17 protein-coding genes are annotated in these 20811 nt (G+C 52.3%); all 17 read left to right on the forward strand.

Features of this window, described 5'->3' with window-relative positions; genetic code table 11:
- The first annotated feature begins 154 nt into the window (after positions 1–154).
- On the forward strand, positions 155–1432 hold the full coding sequence (locus FGS84_RS19605; RefSeq protein ID WP_138310080.1) for an L-serine ammonia-lyase, iron-sulfur-dependent, subunit alpha: 1278 nt from the start codon (positions 155–157) through the stop codon (positions 1430–1432).
- 2 nt (positions 1433–1434) lie between these two features.
- Positions 1435–2628 carry a dicarboxylate/amino acid:cation symporter gene (locus FGS84_RS19610; protein WP_138310081.1) on the forward strand — a complete coding sequence of 398 codons (1194 nt, stop codon included), beginning with the start codon at positions 1435–1437 and terminating at the stop codon, positions 2626–2628.
- A 174-nt stretch (positions 2629–2802) separates the two neighbouring features.
- On the forward strand, positions 2803–4233 hold the full coding sequence (locus tag FGS84_RS19615) for an amidohydrolase (RefSeq protein ID WP_138310082.1): 1431 nt from the start codon (positions 2803–2805) through the stop codon (positions 4231–4233).
- A 52-nt stretch (positions 4234–4285) separates the two neighbouring features.
- Entirely contained in the window at positions 4286–5047 is a 762-nt protein-coding gene (locus FGS84_RS19620) for a MerR family transcriptional regulator (RefSeq protein ID WP_138310083.1), read from the forward strand.
- A gap of 63 nt (positions 5048–5110) precedes the next feature.
- Positions 5111–6217, forward strand: coding sequence for a BMP family protein (locus tag FGS84_RS19625; protein WP_138310084.1), 1107 nt, complete (start codon positions 5111–5113; stop codon positions 6215–6217).
- A 90-nt stretch (positions 6218–6307) separates the two neighbouring features.
- Positions 6308–7837, forward strand: coding sequence for an ABC transporter ATP-binding protein (locus FGS84_RS19630; protein WP_138310085.1), 1530 nt, complete (start codon positions 6308–6310; stop codon positions 7835–7837).
- Positions 7830–8858 carry an ABC transporter permease gene (locus tag FGS84_RS19635; RefSeq protein ID WP_138310086.1) on the forward strand — a complete coding sequence of 343 codons (1029 nt, stop codon included), beginning with the start codon at positions 7830–7832 and terminating at the stop codon, positions 8856–8858. The genes FGS84_RS19630 and FGS84_RS19635 overlap by 8 nt, the downstream gene beginning before the upstream one ends.
- Positions 8852–9793, forward strand: coding sequence for an ABC transporter permease (locus FGS84_RS19640; RefSeq protein ID WP_138310087.1), 942 nt, complete (start codon positions 8852–8854; stop codon positions 9791–9793). Before FGS84_RS19635 ends, FGS84_RS19640 begins: the two co-directional genes overlap by 7 nt.
- 208 nt (positions 9794–10001) lie before the next feature.
- Entirely contained in the window at positions 10002–11636 is a 1635-nt protein-coding gene (locus tag FGS84_RS19645) for a PucR family transcriptional regulator (protein WP_138310088.1), read from the forward strand.
- Positions 11637–11777: 141 nt separating this feature from the next.
- Entirely contained in the window at positions 11778–13085 is a 1308-nt protein-coding gene (locus FGS84_RS19650) for a cytosine permease (protein ID WP_138310089.1), read from the forward strand.
- 36 nt (positions 13086–13121) lie between these two features.
- The gene (locus FGS84_RS19655) at positions 13122–14168 is read left to right on the forward strand and encodes a leucyl aminopeptidase (RefSeq protein WP_138310090.1); all 1047 of its coding nucleotides are present in this window, start codon (positions 13122–13124) and stop codon (positions 14166–14168) included.
- 1 nt (position 14169) lies between these two features.
- A complete protein-coding gene (locus FGS84_RS19660; protein WP_138310091.1) occupies positions 14170–14787 on the forward strand; it encodes a transporter substrate-binding domain-containing protein in 618 nt (205 codons plus the stop codon).
- Positions 14784–15767 (forward strand): dipeptidase, encoded by a 984-nt coding sequence (locus tag FGS84_RS19665; protein WP_138310092.1) that lies wholly within the window; start codon positions 14784–14786, stop codon positions 15765–15767. Before FGS84_RS19660 ends, FGS84_RS19665 begins: the two co-directional genes overlap by 4 nt.
- 331 nt (positions 15768–16098) lie before the next feature.
- Positions 16099–16350: a TM1266 family iron-only hydrogenase system putative regulator gene (locus FGS84_RS19670; protein ID WP_138310093.1), complete on the forward strand. Its 252-nt coding sequence runs from the start codon at positions 16099–16101 to the stop codon at positions 16348–16350.
- An 87-nt stretch (positions 16351–16437) separates the two neighbouring features.
- Positions 16438–17859 carry a [FeFe] hydrogenase H-cluster radical SAM maturase HydG gene (gene hydG / locus FGS84_RS19675; RefSeq protein ID WP_138310094.1) on the forward strand — a complete coding sequence of 474 codons (1422 nt, stop codon included), beginning with the start codon at positions 16438–16440 and terminating at the stop codon, positions 17857–17859.
- A gap of 115 nt (positions 17860–17974) precedes the next feature.
- Positions 17975–19258 (forward strand): [FeFe] hydrogenase H-cluster maturation GTPase HydF, encoded by a 1284-nt coding sequence (gene hydF, locus FGS84_RS19680; RefSeq protein ID WP_138310124.1) that lies wholly within the window; start codon positions 17975–17977, stop codon positions 19256–19258.
- A gap of 281 nt (positions 19259–19539) precedes the next feature.
- Positions 19540–20679 carry an N-acetylglucosamine-6-phosphate deacetylase gene (gene nagA, locus FGS84_RS19685; protein ID WP_138310095.1) on the forward strand — a complete coding sequence of 380 codons (1140 nt, stop codon included), beginning with the start codon at positions 19540–19542 and terminating at the stop codon, positions 20677–20679.
- Positions 20680–20811: the final 132 nt, after the last annotated feature.

The raw sequence follows: 20811 nt of genomic DNA on the forward strand, positions 1-20811 counted from the left end.
CATTTTGTATAAAAATTTTTAAACGATATTATAAAAACATTAAATTTTACAACCATATGGTTTTATGGTACATTAATGTTAATCAGAAATCAATACAAAATGTATAGTAATTTTCCGGATAATCAATTAAAATGAGAAAGGAATCACAATCATCATGGAGAAAACAAATGTTAAGTACGGAGCTTATGTTCAAATTCTGAAGGAGGAGCTGCTTCCTGCCATGGGATGTACAGAGCCCATTGCCCTTGCCTATGCGGCAGCCACAGCCAGGAAAGTGCTGGGGGAACTGCCGGACCGTGTTGTGGTAGGAGCCAGCGGAAGCATCATCAAGAATGTGAAGTCAGTCATTGTGCCTAACACGAATCATCTGAAGGGCATTCCGGCAGCAGCGGCAGCGGGAATCGTGGCAGGAGATTCGGACAAAGAACTGGAGGTGATTGCGGAAGTTACGCCAGATGAGACCAGACAGATGAAGGAATTCCTGGACAATACGGAAATCAGGGTGGAGCATGTGGATAACGGCATCACATTTGATATTATCGTGACTCTGTATAAGGGGGATTCCTACGCAAAGGTCCGTATCGCCAATTACCACACCAATATTGTGCTGGTTGAAAAGAATGGGGAGATTCTTAAGCAGGTTGAGGTGGCAGGCGAGGAGGAGGAAGGTCTGACTGACAGAAGCCTGCTGAACATGGAGGATATCTGGGATTTCATCAATACGGTGGATATCGGGGATATCCGGGAAGTACTGGACCGTCAGATTAAGTACAACTGGGCCATTGCACAGGAGGGACTGAAGGGGAATTACGGCGCCAATATTGGTTCCGTTCTTCTGGAGATGTCCGGAAATGACGTCCGCACCAGGGCAAAGGCCATGGCGGCAGCAGGTTCGGATGCCAGGATGAATGGCTGTGAACTGCCGGTCATCATCAATTCGGGAAGCGGCAACCAGGGTATCACTGCCTCTGTTCCCGTGCTGGTATACGCAGAGGAATTGAAGGTGGATGAGGATAAGAAGTACAGGGCGCTGGCCCTGTCCAACCTGACAGCCATCCATCAGAAGACGCCCATTGGCAGGCTGTCCGCTTACTGCGGTGCTGTCAGTGCAGGCGCAGGCGCTGGCGCAGGCATTGCTTACCTGTGCGGCGGCGGTTTTGAAGAAGTCGTACATACGGTTGTGAACGCCCTTGCCATTGTGTCCGGCATTGTCTGTGACGGGGCAAAGGCTTCCTGTGCAGCCAAGATTGCCTCGGCAGTGGATGCGGGAATCCTGGGATACAACATGTATATACGCGGTCAGCAGTTTTACGGGGGAGACGGCATTGTCACCAAGGGTGTCGAGGCCACACTTAAGAACGTTGGTCGCCTTGGAAAAGAAGGGATGAAGGAGACCAATGAGGAAATCATAAAAATCATGATTGGAGAATAAGTATGAAAAAAATAACAGGCAGTTTACCGTTCCGGTTGCTTCTGGGAGTCATCCTGGGCATCATTGTGGGCCAGCTGGCCGGGAACGGCCTCATGCATGTTGTTGTGACAATCAAATACATCCTGAATCAGGTCATTGTTTTCTGTGTACCGCTCATCATCATCGGATTCATTGCCCCTTCCATAACAAGGCTGGGGAACAATGCATCCAAAATGCTGGGAGTTGCCATTACCATCGCCTATGTTTCATCCATCGGAGCAGCCCTTTTTGCCATGACGGCAGGTTTCCTTATGATTCCTCACCTGTCCATTGCCACTGAGGTGGAGGGATTAAAGGATTTGCCCCAAATTGTGTTCCAGCTGGATATACCTCAAATCATGCCCGTGATGAGCGCCCTGGTGTTCTCGCTGCTTCTGGGCCTGGCTGCCACCTGGACCAAGGCCGCAGTGATTACAGAGGTGCTGGAAGAATTTCAGCAGATTGTGCTCTCCATTGTTACCAGGGTGGTTATTCCCATCCTTCCTGTATTTATCGCATTTACATTCTGCGCCCTCTCCTATGAGGGAACTATTACAAAACAGCTTCCGGTGTTCATCCAGGTAGTTATCATTGTCATGATTGGACATTACATCTGGCTGGCCCTGCTGTACGCCATCGGCGGCGCCTACTCGGGCAAGAATCCGCTGGATGTCATAAAGAATTACGGTCCTGCCTATATTACCGCAGTAGGAACCATGTCGTCTGCGGCCACACTGGCGGTTGCCCTGCGCTGCGCCAAGAAGTCGCAGCCGCCCCTCAGGGATGACATGGTGGACTTCGGCATTCCGCTGTTTGCCAATATCCATCTGTGCGGTTCTGTTCTGACAGAGGTATTCTTTGTCATGACCATATCCAAGATTCTTTACGGAACCATTCCGTCCCTGGGCACCATGCTGCTGTTCTGCGCCCTGTTAGGCGTGTTTGCCATCGGAGCGCCCGGTGTTCCGGGAGGCACGGTTATGGCCTCCCTGGGGCTGATTACAGGCGTGCTGGGATTTGACGAGACGGGTACTGCCCTGATGCTTACCATTTTTGCCCTTCAGGACAGCTTTGGAACCGCATGCAATGTGACCGGCGACGGCGCCCTGACCATGATTCTCACAGGCTTTGCCGAGAAACACGGGATTAAAAGGCAGAAGATTGAAAGCGGGCTGTAATGAATTGATTTATAAGTTTGACTAATATGAATATAGCAATTTATAATAAAACCAAATTTGCTCTTGAACCTATAGTAACTATAGGATATATAATGAATTCAAGAGCCAAACGGAAAGGACCGGCTGGCAAAGCCGGTCTTTTTACTTAAGACATTTCCGAAAGAGAGGTAAGGAATGGACAGGAAGATTCTTATTAAGAATGCAAAGGCAATCGTGTCCTGTGACGGGGAAGACCGGGTTTACAGGGATGCGGATATGCTGATTGAGGGACCGAAGATACTGGCAATCGGCAGGGACCTGATGAAGGGACAGGGCCCGGAAGGGGCAGGGGATTTGAGCCGTGAGGACATCCAGGTAATCCGTGCCGACGGAAAATTTGTGTATCCGGGTCTGATTAACACCCATCATCACTTTTTCCAGACCTTTGTGCGCAACCTCATAACCATTGACTATCCCAATATGATGGTGATGGACTGGATTGATAAGATTTACCGCATATTCCAGAACATTGATTCCGACGTGATTTATTACTCCACCCTTACATCCTTTGCGGATTTGATTAAACACGGATGTACCTGTGCCTTTGACCACCAGTACTGCTACACCAAAAAGACAGGCTGTTCCCCTGTGGACCGCCAGATGGAGGCAGCGGAGCTTTTAGGCATCCGGTACCACGCCGGAAGAGGAACCAACACTCTGCCCAGAAGCGAGGGAAGCTCCATTCCCGACAATATGCTGGAGACAACGGACGGGTTCTTAAAGGACTGTGACAGGCTGATTGGACTGTATCATGATTCCAGGCCATTTTCCATGAAACAGATTGTTATGGCTCCCTGCCAGCCCATTAACTGCCGCAGGGAAACCTTTGCGGAAACCGTTGCCATGGCCAGGGATAAGGGGGTCAGGATGCACACCCATCTGGGCGAAGGAGAGAACGAAGGCATGGTGGCCCGCTGGGGCATGCGCACCATGGACTGGTGCGGGGAGATGGGATTCATTGGTGAGGATGTATGGTATGCCCATGACTGGGAAGTGACAAAGGACGAGTATAAGGTGCTGGCAGCCACCGGCACCGGGGTTTCCCACTGTCCGGCGCCGGCCGTACTGGGCGGTTTTCCGATTCTCAATATTAAGGAAATGCAGGAAGCCGGCATTCTGGTGAGCCTGGGATGCGATGGTTCCGCCACCAATGACAGCTCCAATCTGATGGATGCCCTGCGCATGGCTTATCTGATGCAGGCCTGCCACACCAAGGAGAGAGGGGGATGCACCTCTGCCTATGATATGCTAAAGGTGGCCACCATAAACGGGGCCAGGACCCTTGGAAGGCCTGATTTGGGGTCCCTGGAAGCAGGAAAAGCAGCAGACCTGTTTATGATTGACACAGAAACACTGGAGCTGGCGGGAGCTCTCCACGACCCCAGGAACCTGCTGGCAAGAGTGGGACTCACCGGACCGGTATGGATGACAATGATTAACGGAACCATTGTTTACAAGGACGGAGTCCTGAAGGGCGTGGATGAAAGAAAGCTGGCCCGCGAGGGTGAGGCTGTGTGCACAAGGGTTATCAGGGAGCCTCACAGCGCTTACAGGGATTTCATCTGACAGGGAATCCGGCACCAAATCCGGCAGTATAACAAGAAAGAAGGTTGGCGGGGTGAAGGAATATTTTACCATTGGCGAGTTGGCGGAGCTATTCGGGCTGAATATACAGACCCTGTACTATTATGACAGTATCGGCATCTTTTCACCCAGGGAACGCAGCGGAAAAAGCGGGCGCAGGAAATATGAGTTCGACCAGATATACGAGCTGGCAACGGTGTCCTATATGCGCCGCCTGGGTTATTCCCTGGAAGAAATCAAGGAATCCAGAACCAGCCTAAACTCCAGCAAGGCCGTAGACATCATGAAGCAGCGTTCCCAGGAGCTTCGCAGGCAGTGGCAGGAGCTGCTCAACATAGACGAGGCCATCCAGAGAAAAATCCGGTTTGTGGAACAGGAGATGAAGGGAATCCGCCTGGATGAGATTACGGTGAAGCATTTTGAGGACCGGAAGTTTATATCCATTGGAGACGAGGAGCTTTTGTACAGGGAGAATTCCTTTTACTTTTATCCCACCATTGCCTTTTATGAGGGGGACCGGAAATACTTTGGGGCCTACCTGTATCCGGACCATGAGGAGATACCAAAGACAATACCCCGGTCCAAAATCCAGATTATCCCGGGAGGCGATTTTCTCTGCGGATACCATCTGGGAGGATATGAGGGCGTGCCGGATACCATACGACGCCTGAGGGAGGCCAGACCAGATCTTAAGCTGGGGGCGCAGGCCATTAATTTTAATATACTGGACCAGTTCGTGGAGAGCCGTAATGAGAATTTCATCACCGCCATGCAGATTCGGGTGTTGCAGAGCTGAATGGCGTTATAAAGTCAAATGAGGAAATTTGAAAAATCGAAAGAAAAAGGAAGGATAAGAGACATGAAAAACAGAAAGCGTTTAGCAGCGGCAGCCCTGGCATTGTCCATGGCAGGCTTTGGCCTGACCGGATGCAGCGGGGAAACAAAGGAGACAGCGGCAAAGACAGAGGCTGCCCAGGCAGCGGACAAAGAGGGAGCAGGTACGGCGGATAAGCAGGCAGAAGGCTCTCAGGCAGAAGGGGGACAGGCAGCGGACGGCAGGACGTATAAGGTAGCCCTGTGCCTGTCCGGCGCAGCCAATGATATGGGCTGGTGCCAGTCAGCCTATGACGGCCTTAAGCTTCTGGAGGCGGATTACGGCTGTGAGGTGACCTATACGGAGAATCTGACGCCGGATGACATTGAGGCTGCTTTTGCGGATTATGCGGCCAGCGGATATGACGTTGTCATCGGCCATGGATACGAGTTCGGTGACCCGGCTGTGGATGTGGCGGAGCAGTATCCCGATACAAAGTTTATTGTGACTGAAGGCGAGGTATCTGCTGATAATGTGGCTTCCTATGTGTCAAAATGTGAGGAAGGCGGATACATCATGGGAATGCTGGCCGCCGGCATGTCCGAGAGCGGCAAGGTGGGCTTTATAGGGCCGATTCAGGGTGCCTCCCTTGTGAAGATTATGAACGGATTTGAGGACGGGGCAAAGGAGGTAAACCCGGACATCCAGGTACAGACCGCATGGACCGGTTCCTTTACCGATACAGCCCTTGGCAAGGAGGCTGCCCAGGCCATGATTGACAGCGGTGCGGATGTAATCGGACACTGTGCCAACGAATCGGGAACAGGAGCCATCAATGCTGCAAAGGAAGCAAAGGTCTATGCCACAGGTGATTCCTATGACCAGAACGACCTGGCTCCGGACACCATCCTTTCCTCCTCTGTTTACCATATTCCCCATGTGATTGAGCTGGCCTTCAAGACCGTTGTGGACGGAACCTTTGAGGGAGGCATCTACCAGCTGGGAATGGCAGACGGGGCAGTGAGCGTTGCGCCTTACCACAATCTGGATGCAGCTGTTCCTGATGAGCTGAAGCAGCGGATTTCCGATAAGATTGCAGCAATTGAATCTGGAGCGTTTGAAGTACCATGTGATACAAAGCCCAGAGCATAAGATATTTCCTGAAAAGGGCCTGCATCAAACCAAACGCAGCAGAGCGTGTCCGGGGGTGCGGGCCCTGTTTGGAAAGAAAGGATGGAGCAGATGCCATTACTTGAGATGAAGCATATAACCAAATCCTTTGCTGGCGTGTATGCCAATGAGGATGTGGACCTGTCTGTGGAACAGGGGGAGATACATGCGCTGTTAGGAGAAAATGGGGCGGGCAAGACCACTCTCATGAATATTCTGTTTGGCATTTATAAGGCGGACAGGGGAGAAATCTGTTTTAAAGGTGAACATGTGGAATTTAAATCGCCGGGGGAGGCCATAGCCAGGGGAATCGGCATGGTGCACCAGCATTTTTCCCTGGTGAAGAAAATGACGGTGCTGGACAATGTGATGCTGGGCCTTAAAGGGGAGGGTATGGTGGCGGACCGGAAGTCGGCACGGAAAAAGCTTATGGGCCTTGCAGAGACTTACGGACTTCTGGTAAAACCGGAGGCCCCTGTCCATACCCTTTCCGTGGGAGAGCAGCAGAGGGTGGAGATTCTTAAGGCCCTGTACCGGGATGTGAGCCTGCTGATTCTGGATGAACCCACCGGCGTTCTTACGCCCCAGGAGACGGAAAATTTCTTCGGGGTGTTGAAACGGCTCCGGGATGAGGGATATGGAATCATCATCATCACCCACAGGCTGGGGGAAATCATGGATATCAGCGACCGGGTGACGGTGCTGCGGGACGGCCGGAAGATTAAGAGCCTGGTGACAAAGGAGACAACGCCAGAGGAGCTGTCAGCCTGCATGATTGGCCGGGAGCTTAAGAAGGATATGGACGTAGGGAAAGCCCCTGAAGGGGAAATAACCTTAAAACTCAGTAATGTGTGCCTCCACAAAAAGCACAGCTCCAAGCTGGCCTTAGACCATATAAGCTTTGCCATCCGCAGGGGAGAAATCCTGGGAGTCGCAGGCGTGGAGGGAAACGGCCAGAAGGAACTGGCTGAGGTTATAACAGGAATCCGCAGGATGAGCAGCGGAGAGATTACATTCCTGGGAGCGGATATGAGCGGGAAGAATGTGAAGCAGCGGTTCAGAAAAGGCATATCCTACATCTCGGATGACCGTCAGAACGACAGCCTGGTCATGGACATGACCGTGATGGACAACCTGATTTTAAGGGATTTTGACCGGCGGCCATATTCAGGGAGAATGGTGCTGGATTACGAGGAGGCTGAGTACAGAGCCCAGGAGGCCCTGAAAGAATACAGCATCAAGACCTCAGGCAAAAGCGGTATCCACACGCCGGTTAAGCTGATGAGTGGCGGAAACCAGCAAAAGGTCATACTTTCCAGGGAGATATCTGAGGAGGCCAGCCTGATTCTGGCCAGCCAGCCCACAAGGGGCCTGGATATCGGCGCCACCCGGTTTGTGCATGAAACCTTTATCAGACAGAGGGACGACGGCATGAGCATCCTGCTGATTTCCGCTGACCTGGATGAAATCCTGTTGCTTTGCGACCGCATCCTGGTCATGTATGAAGGCCGTATCATAGGGGAGATGCCCAGGGAAGAGGCGGATATACATAAGATTGGCCTGCTGATGGGCGGTATTGCTAAGGAGGCGGCAAATGGATAGAAAATCAAAGGTATTTGAGATAGCGGGCATCGGACTCATTGCAGCGGCAGTGTGGACGGTTCTCATCATGCTGTCGGACGCAAGCCCGGCAGAGGCTTATGCCATGTTTTTTAAAGGTATTTTCGGAAATCTGAATGGGTTTATGGAAGTGTTTGTCAAGGCAACGCCCCTGATTTTCACAGGGCTGGGCTGCGCGGTGGCGTTTCGGACCGGCTTTTTCAACATAGGAGCAGAAGGGCAGTTTTACATAGGGGCCCTTGCCTCTGCGTGGGCAGCCCTTACCTGGACCGGACTTCCCGGGGTGCTGCGCATCCTGTGCGCCATTTTGATGGGATTTATCTTTGGCGGCCTGTGGGCGCTGATAGCAGCTATGTTTAAGGCAAAGCTGGGGATATCGGAAATCATTGTGACCATCATGCTGAATTACATTGCCATCAATCTCCTGGGCATTGCGGTCAGGACCTTTCTTATGGACCCGGCAGGCAGCATACCCCAGTCCCCCAAGCTGGACCCTTCCGTTACCCTTTACCGGTTCCTAAAGCCCACCAGGCTTCACGCGGGCTTTATCATTGCCGTGCTCATGGTGTTCCTTATCTGGTTCATCCTGGAGAAAACCACAGTGGGATATGAAATCAAGGTGGTTGGGTTCAACAAACGGGCAGCTGAGTGCAATGGAATCTCTGTTGTGAGGAACATCATTATTTCTGCGTTTTTAAGCGGCGGTCTGGCAGGAATCGCAGGAGCCGTGGAGGTTATGGGCGTGCAGAGGAAGCTCCTGGAGGGAATCTCCGGTGAGTGCGGATACACAGCAGTGCTCATCGCCCTTCTGGCGTCCAACCATCCCCTGGGCGTGCTCTTTGCAGCCATTGGGTTTGCAGCCCTGGAGGTGGGGGCAAATTCCATGCAGAGGCAGATGGGGGTGCCCTCAGCCATCGTCAACATCCTGGTGGGGCTGATTGTGCTGCTGATTCTGGGCAGGGAATTGTTTGACAGGAAGAGAAAGGGGGAAAAACCATGTTAGAGCAAATCATGACCGTTGGTTTCCTGACGGCCTTTCTGACGGCCTCAGTAAGGATGGCAGTGCCCCTGATTTACGCCGGACTGGGGGAGACCATATCCGAGAAAGCGGGCATCCTCAATATCGGAATGGAGGGCGTCATGCTGGGCGGGGCCTTTTTCTCCTTTGCCGGAACCTTTTATTCCGGAAGCCTGGCCATTGGTATTTTGTGCGGAATGGCAGGCGGGGCAATGGTCAGCGCCATTCACGGGCTTCTGTCCATCCGGCTGGCCAAAGACCAGTCTGTCAGCGGAATCGCCATCAATATATTCATGGCCGGAGTTACCAGTTTCCTCTATAAGCTGATGTCAAGCGGCCAGTCCTATCAGCAGATAGAGCCCTTTGCAAAGCTTAAGATTCCGTTTCTGGGGGATATTCCCCTGATTGGAAACGCACTGTTCAACCAGGATATACTGACCTACGGGGTCTATGTGCTGGTAATCCTGGTCACCTTTTTCTACAGAAAGACATCCAAAGGAATGGCCTTTGCGGCAATCGGGGAAAACCCCAGGGCAGCGGATTCCGCAGGTATTCCCGTACACCGGTACCAGTGGGCGGCCGTGCTGCTGAACGGCCTGCTGGGAGGTCTGGGAGGCGCCTATCTGGTCCTGGTGCAGGTGGGTAATTTCTCTGAGAACATGACATCCGGCCGCGGATATATTGCCCTGGCGGCTGTTATACTGGGCCGGTATGTACCCTTTGGAATGATGGGGGCGGCCTTTATATTCGGCGCTGCCAATGCCCTTCAGATTCGTCTTCAGGCCATCGGCGTGCCGCTTCCCACACAGGCCCTGGCCATGCTGCCCTACATCATAACCCTGGTTGCACTTCTGGGCTCCATTGGCAAGAACAGCGCGCCGGAAGCATTGGGCAAGCCGTATATAAGGGGCGCCAGGTAGGGGGGATTGACCCGGAATTCAACCCCAAATTCAATCTAAATTGTTTATTGCATTCCAGGCCCATGTCGTGTAAACTATGTATGGGGACTTCTGCTTTGTTCAAATCAGGCACCTGAATTTTAACAAACATGAAGTCCTTTTTTCCATGTTATATTTAGATTTACCCGGGCCGGCCATGCCGGGGGGAAGTGAATGGCGGGGGATTGATATGGGATTGACAATTAAGGCGGCTTTGAAGTTCGGAGGGTTATTCGGGGCATCGGTGGTTGCAGGAAAAAAAGGGCTGGATGCACCTATTGAAAGTGTCAGTGTCCTGGAAGTGGCAGAACATAATATTTCCAGGTGGGTTCTTAAAAACCAGCTGTATATTACATCTTTTTACGCAATCTGGGACAATGTGGAGCAGCAGAAGGAAGTGATTGAAACGCTGATAGACTGCGAGTGCTGCGGTCTGGTGCTCTGTTATGTGGGAACCTGGATTCGTCAGATTGACCTTGGCATCATACAGCTGTGCGATGAGGCGGGATTTCCGCTGATTCAGGCCAGGACAGACGTGTCCTATATTGAAATCATGAACCCCATCATCACCCTGCTGTATGAGGAAAACACACGGGCCATGGTCACCAATGACTATTCCATGGTACGCAATGATTTCCTGAACCTGGTGGTGAATGAGGAAAACATAGACATGGTCTTTCAGCAGATGAACCGGCGTCTGAAAAAGAAGGTATCCTATTACGATACATACGGAAAGGTTATATATTCCGACAGGGGAACGGAGGGGGTACAGGCTGAGGAAGAGTATCTGAAGGATAATTTCAACCATATTTTATTTGAATGCAGCAGGGACGGATATACGGTACAGGATATACAGGGACGGAAAAATGCCATTGTACTGATTCGCTCCCAGAAGAATCTGTTCGGTCTTTTCTTCATGGATTACGACGGGGATTTTGAGGACAACATAAAAAACGGCCTGATTAATTCCATGGTGGTATCCGGGACCTTGATTCTGCAGAAACGGAACAAGGTGTCCCATTTCCGGGAGAAGGTAATAGAGGAATATGTGACGGACCTGCTGGTGTGGAATTTCCCGTCCAATGCAAAGGCCCTGGAACGGGGCCTGGAGCTGGGGCTGACGGTACTGGACAAGAATCAGATTATTGTGGTGAATATCAATTCCATACAGAGTGTGACTGATTCAAAGGTGCAGCAGGAAATGCAGCGGTATATCAGGCGGGTCCTGCTGTCGCAGGTAAAACAGCTTCTGAATCTATACGACCCCAAGAGCTGGCTGGTGTTCCGCAGCGATACCATTCTGCTTTTCATGAACCATCAGGACGGGTCCGTAAATCTCCACACCCTGGGGGAGAAGCTGCTCAGGATATTTGATGGTAAATTTGACTTGTCGGTTTCCATAGGAGTCAGCAATGCATTTGGGTCCATGACGGATATTCCAAACGCCTACAACCAGGCCTTCCAGGCAGCTACTTTGGGCAGGGACCACTATGGGGAAAATAAGGTTGTTTTTTATGATGCAGTGTATTTTTTCCAGAAGCTGCGTCAGATGGGCAAACAGCCGGAAATCGTGGAAATGTGCCATAAGCATCTGGAACCGGTGCTGCGCTATGACGAGGAACACGGCACGGAACTGACCGGCACCCTGGAGTGCCTGCTGGTTAATAATGAGAATGTGAAGCTGGCAGCAGAGAAGCTTTTTGTACATAAAAATACGGTCCTCCAGAGGAAGAATAAGATTGTGGAGCTGTTCGGATTCTCGCCCTTTGATATGCCTTACCGGCTGAATTTTTTGATGATTTTTGATATTATGGAAGAAAAATAAGGGGAGGGGTGTAAAGGACAGCCGCCTTATGTGTATCTGCACATAAGACGGCTGTTTTTCTGTTTTTCCACACGCTGACAGCCGGGAGAGAAAGGGATATAGTTAAACAAAGAATAACAGAAAACAAAGGAGGAAGGTAGAATGCCAAAAGAAAGGATGCAGGAAAATGTCCCGGCACAATCTCAAAATGACAATGCCACCCAGAGGGTGCCGGAGAATGAGAAAAAGGGGTTCTGCAGTATTGCATTTGTGGCAGCCGGGTATTGCATATGCATGTCCGGCCTGTACACAGGAGCAGCCATGGGATTTGGAATGAGCTTTAAGGAGGCAATACTGGCTGTCATTGTGGGAAATGTTATCTTAAGCGTGTACGGCGGCCTGATTGGCGCGGCCGGTGCAAGGGAAGGCGTGTCCACATCCATGCTGGCAAGGCATACCTTCGGCAGAGAGGGCTCCAAGGTCATTGGTATTCTTCTGGCAGCAGTCATGGCCGGCTGGTACGCTGTGCAGGTAGGGTTCTTCGGTTCAACCATGTCGGCCCTGTTCCCCAACGGAGGCATCATTACATCCCAGTACGTAGCCGCTTTCTGGGGCGGCATCCTGATGATGATAACTGCTTATATGGGATACAAGGGGCTGAATATCCTAAGCTATATTGCTGTTCCGGCCATAGCGATTCTTTCCGTTGTGGGCGTCGGTGTGGCGGTTAAAGGCTCCGGAGGCTGGAACGCTGTTATGAATCTGATTCCGTCAAAGCCCACGACCATAAGCGCCACCATAGTTGCCATAGTGGGTTCCTTTGCAGGAGGAGCGGCAGCCCAGTCCGATATCACCCGGTATGCAAAGGATGCGAAAACATCCTGGCTTGGAACGATTTTCGGATACCTCATTGCAAATACCTTTGTTATCCTGGCCGGTTATCTGATTACGGCGGCAACCGGGGAAGCAGACCCTCCTGTTGCGTTCCTGGCAATGGGACTTGGGGTGGCGGCCCTTCTGATTCTCATACTGGCGCAGTGGACCACCAACGACAACAACCTGTATACGGCCAGCCTGGGCCTGTCCAACTGCCTGCCGTTTACCAAGCATAAGATTGTGATTGTCACCGGCGTGCTTGCAACCATTGTGGGAGCCATGGGACTGGCGGATTACTTTACCACCTGGCTGAATATCCTGGGAGTCGCCCTTCCTCCGGTAGCCGGGGTCATAATATGCGATTACTATTTACTGAAGGGAATGAAATATGAGTATGGCGCAGGCACCGTGTACTGCAAGGTAAATGCGTGGGCGTTTATCAGCATGATTGGCGGCATCGTCATAGGATTTACAGCACATTGGGGCATTGCTTCCATCAATTCTTTGGTAGCCAGCATGGTTCTGCACCTTGTCCTCATGAAAACCCTGGGCAGAGGAAATTCCGGAATCATCGGGGAAGAAACGGAAGTTTAATGATAATGAATTTTTAACTATAAGGAGGAAAACGATATGCCTAAATTTATGGATTTGGAACTGGCAAATGCATGCTACAAACTGATGCATGATTTGATTCAGGTGAAAAAGGGAGAAAGTGTGTTGATTACAGTGGATTCCAAAGCGGAGTTCCGTGTTGTGGAGGAGATGGCAAAGGCAGCAGAGGTGCTTGGGGCAAAAACCATGGTGGCATGGCATTCCACGCCAAAAGGATACGGCGCCCTGACTATGCCTTATCTACCGGAGCCATTAATCGAGTGTGTGGATAAGACGGATGTCTGGGTGGAGATGAACGACCAGTGGCTTTTATATTCCCCTATATGGGATAAGGCTGTCACCAACGGCCGCACACGCCAGGTCATGCTGGGCGGACTGAGCGTGGAGCGGATTGTGCGCTGTATCGGAGAAGTGGATTTGGAGGTACAGCAGGCATTCCAGAACCGGCTTGCGGCCATGACAAAGCAGGCAAAGAAAATGCGTATTACCAATGAGGCCGGAACCGATGTGACCTTTGAAAATGACCCTGACCGTCCGGTTGCCAATGAGTGCGATTACAGCTTTGCAGGGGGCCACTTCCTGCTGGGACAGATTGGATGGGCGCCAAAGGAGGAAACAATTCACGGCGTAATTGCCTTTGACGGCACCATCTCCGGAGGCGGAGATGCCGAGCTTGGCAAGCTGTCCGAGCCGGTACGCTATATTGTAAAGGAAGGGCGCATCCAGGAAATCCAGGGCGGAGAGCAGGCAGACATCCTGCGCGCCTACTACAAGAAGCTGGATGACCCCAACATGTACATAGCAGCCCATGTATGCTATGGCGTGAATCCAAATGCCAGGCTGGAAGGCTGCACAACAGAGGACGAGCGCGTGTGGGGAAGCACCCAGTGGGGATTCGGCCACCAGGGCTCCTGCTATTCCGGCGGGGCTCCCAGGTCCGCAAAGAGCCATATTGACGGAATCTGCCTGAACTGTACGATTTACATAGATGATGTGATGATTCTGGAAAATGGCAGATATGTAGAACCGGAGCTTAAGGCACTGGCTGAAAAGCTGGGAAAATAATATGACAAGGATAAAGGTATGTGCAGACCCCTTTCCGCCCTACCAGTATGTGGACAGGGACGGAAGTATGAAGGGAAGGGATTATGAGCTTGTGGTAAGCCGCCTGCGGGCGGCAGGATACGACCCTGAGGTATGTATTGCACCGTGGGACCGCATATACAGGGAATTCCAGGCCGGGGAACAGGACGTCCTGTTCCAGGCCCAGGATTCACCGGAACGCCTGGAAAAATTTTACTTCTCGAAGATGCTCCGGTATGCGGTGACTGAGGTTGTCACCATCAATCCGGCGCTTCTTGCGTTAAAGGAGTATGCTGGCCTTGCCGGCTATAAGTTGGGGGTCATTGCCGGGTTTGCCAACGGACCGGAGATTGACAGCCTGCCGGATAGCTGCAAGGTGGAATTTCCTGACACAGCCCAGGTCCTGCAGGGAATCTGCAACAGAGAGGTGGACTGCGGCGTCTGTGACCAGGGGGTGAAGGAATATCTCATGGCGGGACAGCAGGTCCTTTTTCCCATCCCTGCCCTGACCTATAAAAGGCCCCTGTATGTGATGTTCAACCAGAAAAAGCATCGGGATGATTTTGACGCGGCAGACAGGAGCACAGGAGGCATCGTATGATTTTTGACGGGCATGGGGATATATGGACGGATGTTACGTGCCGGCGGGTGGAGCATCAGGAATGCGATGTATTCCGCCGCCGTCACCTGAAAAAATTCCGGGAGGGCAATGTATCCGGAGGAATCTTTGTGATTTGGATTGACCCTCCCCATGATAAGGACCCGGTGAAGCGCTCTGCCCAGATTGTGGACAGTATCCGCGCAGAACTGAAGGAGGCTTCGGATATACTGCAGCCAGTAACCTGCTTCCGGGATTTTGAGGCAGGGACCGCTGCCGGAAAAATCAATGTGGTGACCGGGATGGAAGGGCTGAGCCAGATAGGGGAGGATATTGACCGGATTAACTTCTTCTATGATGAGGTGGGGGTCCGGCACGCCATGCTTACCTGGAACGAGCAGAATGCACTGGCTGCGGGATGGCCCCGGGATAAGGACCAGGGGCTGACGCAGGCAGGAGTAAGGGCTGTGAGAAGAATTCAGGATTTGGGAATGGTAATGGATGTTTCCCATCTGAATGACAAGGGGTTCTGGGATGTTATGAGGCTGGCCGGAGGCCCTGTTATTGCCTCCCACTCAAACGCCAGGTCCCTGTGCCCGGTCATGCGCAACCTGTCGGACGATATGCTGAAAGAGATTGCGGCTACAGACGGTCTGGTGGGAATGAACAGCCTGCGGGAATTCATCGATGAACAGCCTGAGAACCAGGATGTGGAGCATCTGGCGGACCATGTGGAATATATTGCGGATTTAATTGGAATCCGCCACATTGGCCTGGGATATGATTTTGATGATTATCTGGGACAGGAGGCCCTGGGCTCCTTTAGTTCCAATCTGGATTCACCAAGCGGCAAAGGCGTTGCAAATGAGACGGAGGCGGGCAATCTCCTGAGGGTGCTGAGGGACAGGGGATATACGGATGAGGAGCTGGGCGCGGTGGCATATGGAAATTTTTACCGGGTCTTTCAAGCAGTGTGGAAATGACAAGGCTGTATGATGCCGGATATTATTTCCGCAATAGTGATTGACAGTCCCCCTGGCCTGTAGTAAGATAAGAAAAACGGATGTGCGCCGCAGTATACAGTACTGGTATCTGCGCTGACAGGCTTGCCTTACAGCAAAGTGATGGCTGCAGGTCCCATAACAGGATATGTGAAGGACTGACCTGAAGCAGAGCTGAAGGGGAAGGCGGGGACACAGATGTAGCAGTATGTTCAGGATACGCCTTTTTGGCGTATCCTTTTTTTATAGGCAGGTATTACACCTGATTCTTACACAATGCCGGGAAGGGCAGGGCGCTCTGGGAGGGATTATTATGGAGACAAGAATCGCAGTCATTGGCATCATAGTGGAAAATAAGGATTCAGTGGAGAGCGTCAACGAGCTGCTCCACCAGTACAGCCGGTATATCATTGGGAGGATGGGGCTTCCCTATGCAAAGAAAAAGGTGAATATTATCAGCGTTGTGGTGGATGCGCCCCAGGACATCATAAGCGCCCTGTCCGGTAAGCTGGGCAGGCTTCAGGGCATTACCTCCAAGGCCCTGTACTCCAATATTGGTTGTTGATAAAACGACATAAATCATCTGACGGGGAAGTGCTGCAGGCCGCCATGGCCATGGGCCCTGACCCGGCAAGAAAAGGAGAGGAAAAACATGAACTACGACCCAAAATCATCCCGGGCAGAGGAATTCATCCATCACGGGGAAATTGAGGAGACTCTTGCCTACGGGGAGGCAAACCGCACCAACAGGGAGCTGATTGACGAAATTCTGGCAAAGGCCAGAGAGCGCAGGGGCCTGACCCACAGGGAAGCCATGGTGCTTCTGGACTGTGACCTGGAGGACAAGAACCAGGAGATTTACCAGCTGGCGGAGCAGATTAAAAAGGATTTCTATGGAAACCGCATCGTACTGTTTGCGCCCCTGTACCTGTCCAACTACTGCGTCAACGGATGTGTGTACTGTCCCTACCATGCCAAGAACAAGCATATCCCCAGAAAGAAGCTGACCCAGGATGAAATCCGCAGGGAGGTCATGGCGCTGCAGGATATGGGACATAAACGCCTGGCCCTGGAAACAGGGGAGGACCCGGTGCATAACCCCATTGAATATATGCTGGAATCCATCGACACAATTTACAGCATCAAACACAAGAACGGCGCCATACGCCGTGTCAATGTGAACATTGCAGCCACCACGGTGGAGAATTACAGGAAGCTTAAGGACGCGGGAATCGGTACATACATTCTGTTCCAGGAGACATATCACAAGGAGAGCTATGAAAAGCTTCATCCCACAGGTCCAAAGCATGACTACTGTTACCACACAGAGGCCATGGACCGGGCCCAGACAGGAGGTATTGACGATGTGGGCTGCGGCGTGCTGTTCGGCCTGGAGCTTTACCGGTATGAGTTTGCCGGACTTTTGATGCATGCAGAGCATCTGGAGGCGGTGTTCGGAGTGGGACCCCACACCATCAGCGTGCCCAGGATACGGAGGGCGGACGACATTGACCCGGATTCCTTTGACAACGGAATTGACGACGACATCTTTGCCAAGCTGGTGGCCTGCATCCGCATCGCGGTCCCGTACACAGGCATGATAGTATCCACCAGGGAGAGCCAGAAGACCAGGGAACGGGTGCTGCATCTGGGCATTTCCCAAATCAGCGGAGGTTCCAAGACAAGTGTTGGCGGCTACTTTGAACCGGAGCCTGAGGAGGAATGTTCGGCCCAGTTCGTTGTGAGCGACAACCGGACCCTGGACCAGGTGGTGAACTGGCTTATGGGAATGGGGTATATTCCCAGCTTCTGTACGGCCTGCTACCGGGAAGGGCGCACCGGCGACCGGTTCATGTCCCTGTGCAAAAGCGGTCAGATTCAGAACTGCTGCCATCCCAATGCCCTTATGACGCTGAAGGAGTATCTCATGGATTACAGCTCCCAGGAGACAAGGCGCATCGGCGAGGCGCTTATAGAAAAGGAAATCGGAAGCATACCAAAGGAGAAGGTACAGCAGATTGTCAGGGATAACCTGGCCAAGATTGAACAGGGCGTCAGGGATTTCAGGTTTTAGACGATTAAACAGGGCGTCAGGGGGTTCGGGTTTTAGCGGTTCCAGCCGGCAAAATGCAGGCGGGATGGAATGGATAGCAGGCAGACAGGCAATCAGGGAAAAGGAGCAAAAGGCCATGGGAATGAACAATACGCCGGCATCGGACCGGATACATATTGGATTTTTTGGAAGGAGAAATGCCGGCAAATCCAGCGTGCTGAACGCGGTTACGGGTCAGGACCTGGCCGTGGTGTCGGACGTGAAGGGGACCACCACGGACCCTGTGTATAAAGCCATGGAGCTGCTTCCCCTGGGCCCTGTGATGATGATAGACACGCCGGGGATTGACGACCAGGGGGAGCTGGGCAGCCTGAGGGTGAGGAAGAGCTGTCAGGTGCTCAACAAGACGGATGTGGCTGTGCTGGTGATGGATGCCTGTCACGGTCCTGCCCCGGAAGATTATGCCCTCCTGAAAAGGATAAGGGAAAAGCAGATTCCCTGTGCAGCGGTCTTAAACAAGGCGGATTTGGACAGGACCCTCAGGCGTATGGAGGGGGCATGGGACGGGGCTGTCAGGCAAAGGCCTGAGGGGATTCCTGAATCCGTTCCTGTCCTGGCTGTCAGCGCCCATACCGGTCAGGGTATTGGGGCGCTTAAGGAGTGTCTGGCCAGGCTGGGAAAGACCCAGGAAAGCAGCAGGAAAATCGTGGGGGACCTGCTTTCCCCCTCTGATGTGGCAGTGTTGGTGGTGCCTATTGATAAGGCGGCTCCCAAGGGACGCCTGATTCTGCCCCAGCAGCAGACCATACGGGACATCCTGGAAGCGGATGCCGTGTCTGTGGTGGTCAGGGAAAACGGACTTAAAAACACCCTGTCCTCCCTGGGGAAGAAGCCCAGAATGGTCATTACCGACAGCCAGGTGTTTGCAAAGGTCAGTGCAGATACGCCGGAGGATATCCTGCTTACCTCCTTCTCCATTCTCTTTGCCCGCTACAAGGGCAGCCTGGAGCCGATGGTGGAAGGCGTCAGGGCTCTGGATGACATAGGAAAGGGCGACAGAATCCTGATTTCCGAGGGCTGTACCCATCACAGGCAGTGCGAGGACATCGGCACCGTCAAGCTGCCCGGGTGGATACGGGAGTATACTGGGACAGAGCCGGAATTCGTGTTCACCTCAGGTACGGAGTTCCCGGATGAACTGGGGAGTTACCGCATGATTATCCACTGCGGAGGCTGTATGCTGAATGAGCGGGAGATGAAGTACAGGATGAAATGCGCCCAGGACCAGGGGATTCCCATGACCAACTATGGTATAGCCATTGCCTATATCCAGGGGATATTGAGGCGGAGCGTGGAGCCGTTTGCGGAGATAGCGGCGCTGCTGGACGGAAATAAGCTGCAGCCGGAAAAGGAGCCGTAATCTCACAATAAAGGTCCATATAAAGAATACAAGTCCATATAATGAAGATAGGGCAGGAACTGTGCATCGCATGCTGTGTGTTGCAGGCTCCTGCCTTTTACATTCCGCTTCGCGGATGGACGGGGTCCGCATATTCTTTGCTGCCATGGCCGTGTTCTGCATTATGAAATAAAAATAATTTTTATTTTAAAAACTATATTGAAAAATATTTCTAACGTGATATACTTATAACTAAGGGGAATTAATATAGAGAACACACATAGATGGAAGGAGAAGAAACTATGAGGATTCAGGGTAAGAGAGTCTGGATAGCAGGCCAGTTCATGGCAGCCCAGATGGAGATTGAGGATGGAGTCATCAGCCGTATCCGTGAGTACGGCGCGGGACCGGCGGACCATGATTACGGGGACAAGAGAATCGTGCCGGGGTTCATTGATATCCACACCCACGGGGCATATGATTTTGACACAAATGACGGCGAGCCGGAAGGGCTCCGCAATTGGATGAAGCGGATACCGGAGGAGGGAGTCACAGCCATCCTGCCGACCACCGTGACCCAGATGCCGGATGTGCTCACCAATGCCGTGGCCAATGTGGCGGCGGTGGTGAAGGAGGGCTACGAAGGCGCTGAAATACTGGGCATCCATTTTGAAGGACCGTTCCTGGATATGGAGTACAAGGGCGCGCAGCCGCCTGAGGCCATAGCCACTGCATCTGTGGAGCAGTTTAAGCGTTATCAGGAGGCGGCGGAAGGCCTCATCAAATATATCACGCTGGCGCCGGAGCGGGACCCGGACCATGCACTCACAAGATACTGTTCCACCCATGGCGTGGTGGTAAGCATGGGCCATTCAGCGGCCACTTACGAGCAGGCGCTTTTAGGCATTGCCAACGGCGCGTCGTCCATGACCCATGTATATAACGGCATGACTCCTTACCATCACCGCAAGCCAGGACTGGTAGGAACTGCCCTCAGGGTAAGGGATATTTACGGGGAAATTATCTGCGACGGGTGCCACTCCCACCTGGCGGCCCTGAATAACTTCTTTACAGCCAAGGGGCGTGATTATTCCATTATGATTAGCGATTCCCTCAGAGCCAAGCACTGCCCTCCGGGAGGACAGTACCAGCTGGGCGGCCATGACATAGAGATAGGCGAGGACGGACTGGCCCGGCTCAAGGGAACAGATACCATAGCAGGAAGCACCCTGAACATGAACCGGGGTCTTAAAATCCTGGTGGAGCAGGCCCTGGTGCCCTTTGACACCGCTCTTAATTCCTGTACCATCAACCCGGCCAGATGTCTGGGCGTGGATGATAGAAAGGGAAGGATTGCAGCGGGCTGCGATGGGGATTTGGTGGTTCTGGATGATGATTACAGCGTGCTCCAGACCTGGTGCAGAGGACGTGCAATGCTTTGATTCAAAGGAAATTTTCGATAAAATCCTTGAAAATGCTTGCATTTACAGCGGCATGATGGTATAGTGTATACGATAACTAATGTAGATTACTGATAAAAGAGTGGACACCAGTCCACTCTTTCGTTTTGGAAA

Source organism: Clostridium sp. 1001271st1 H5, from assembly GCF_005845215.1.
In the GTDB taxonomy this organism is placed as follows: domain Bacteria; phylum Bacillota; class Clostridia; order Lachnospirales; family Lachnospiraceae; genus Enterocloster.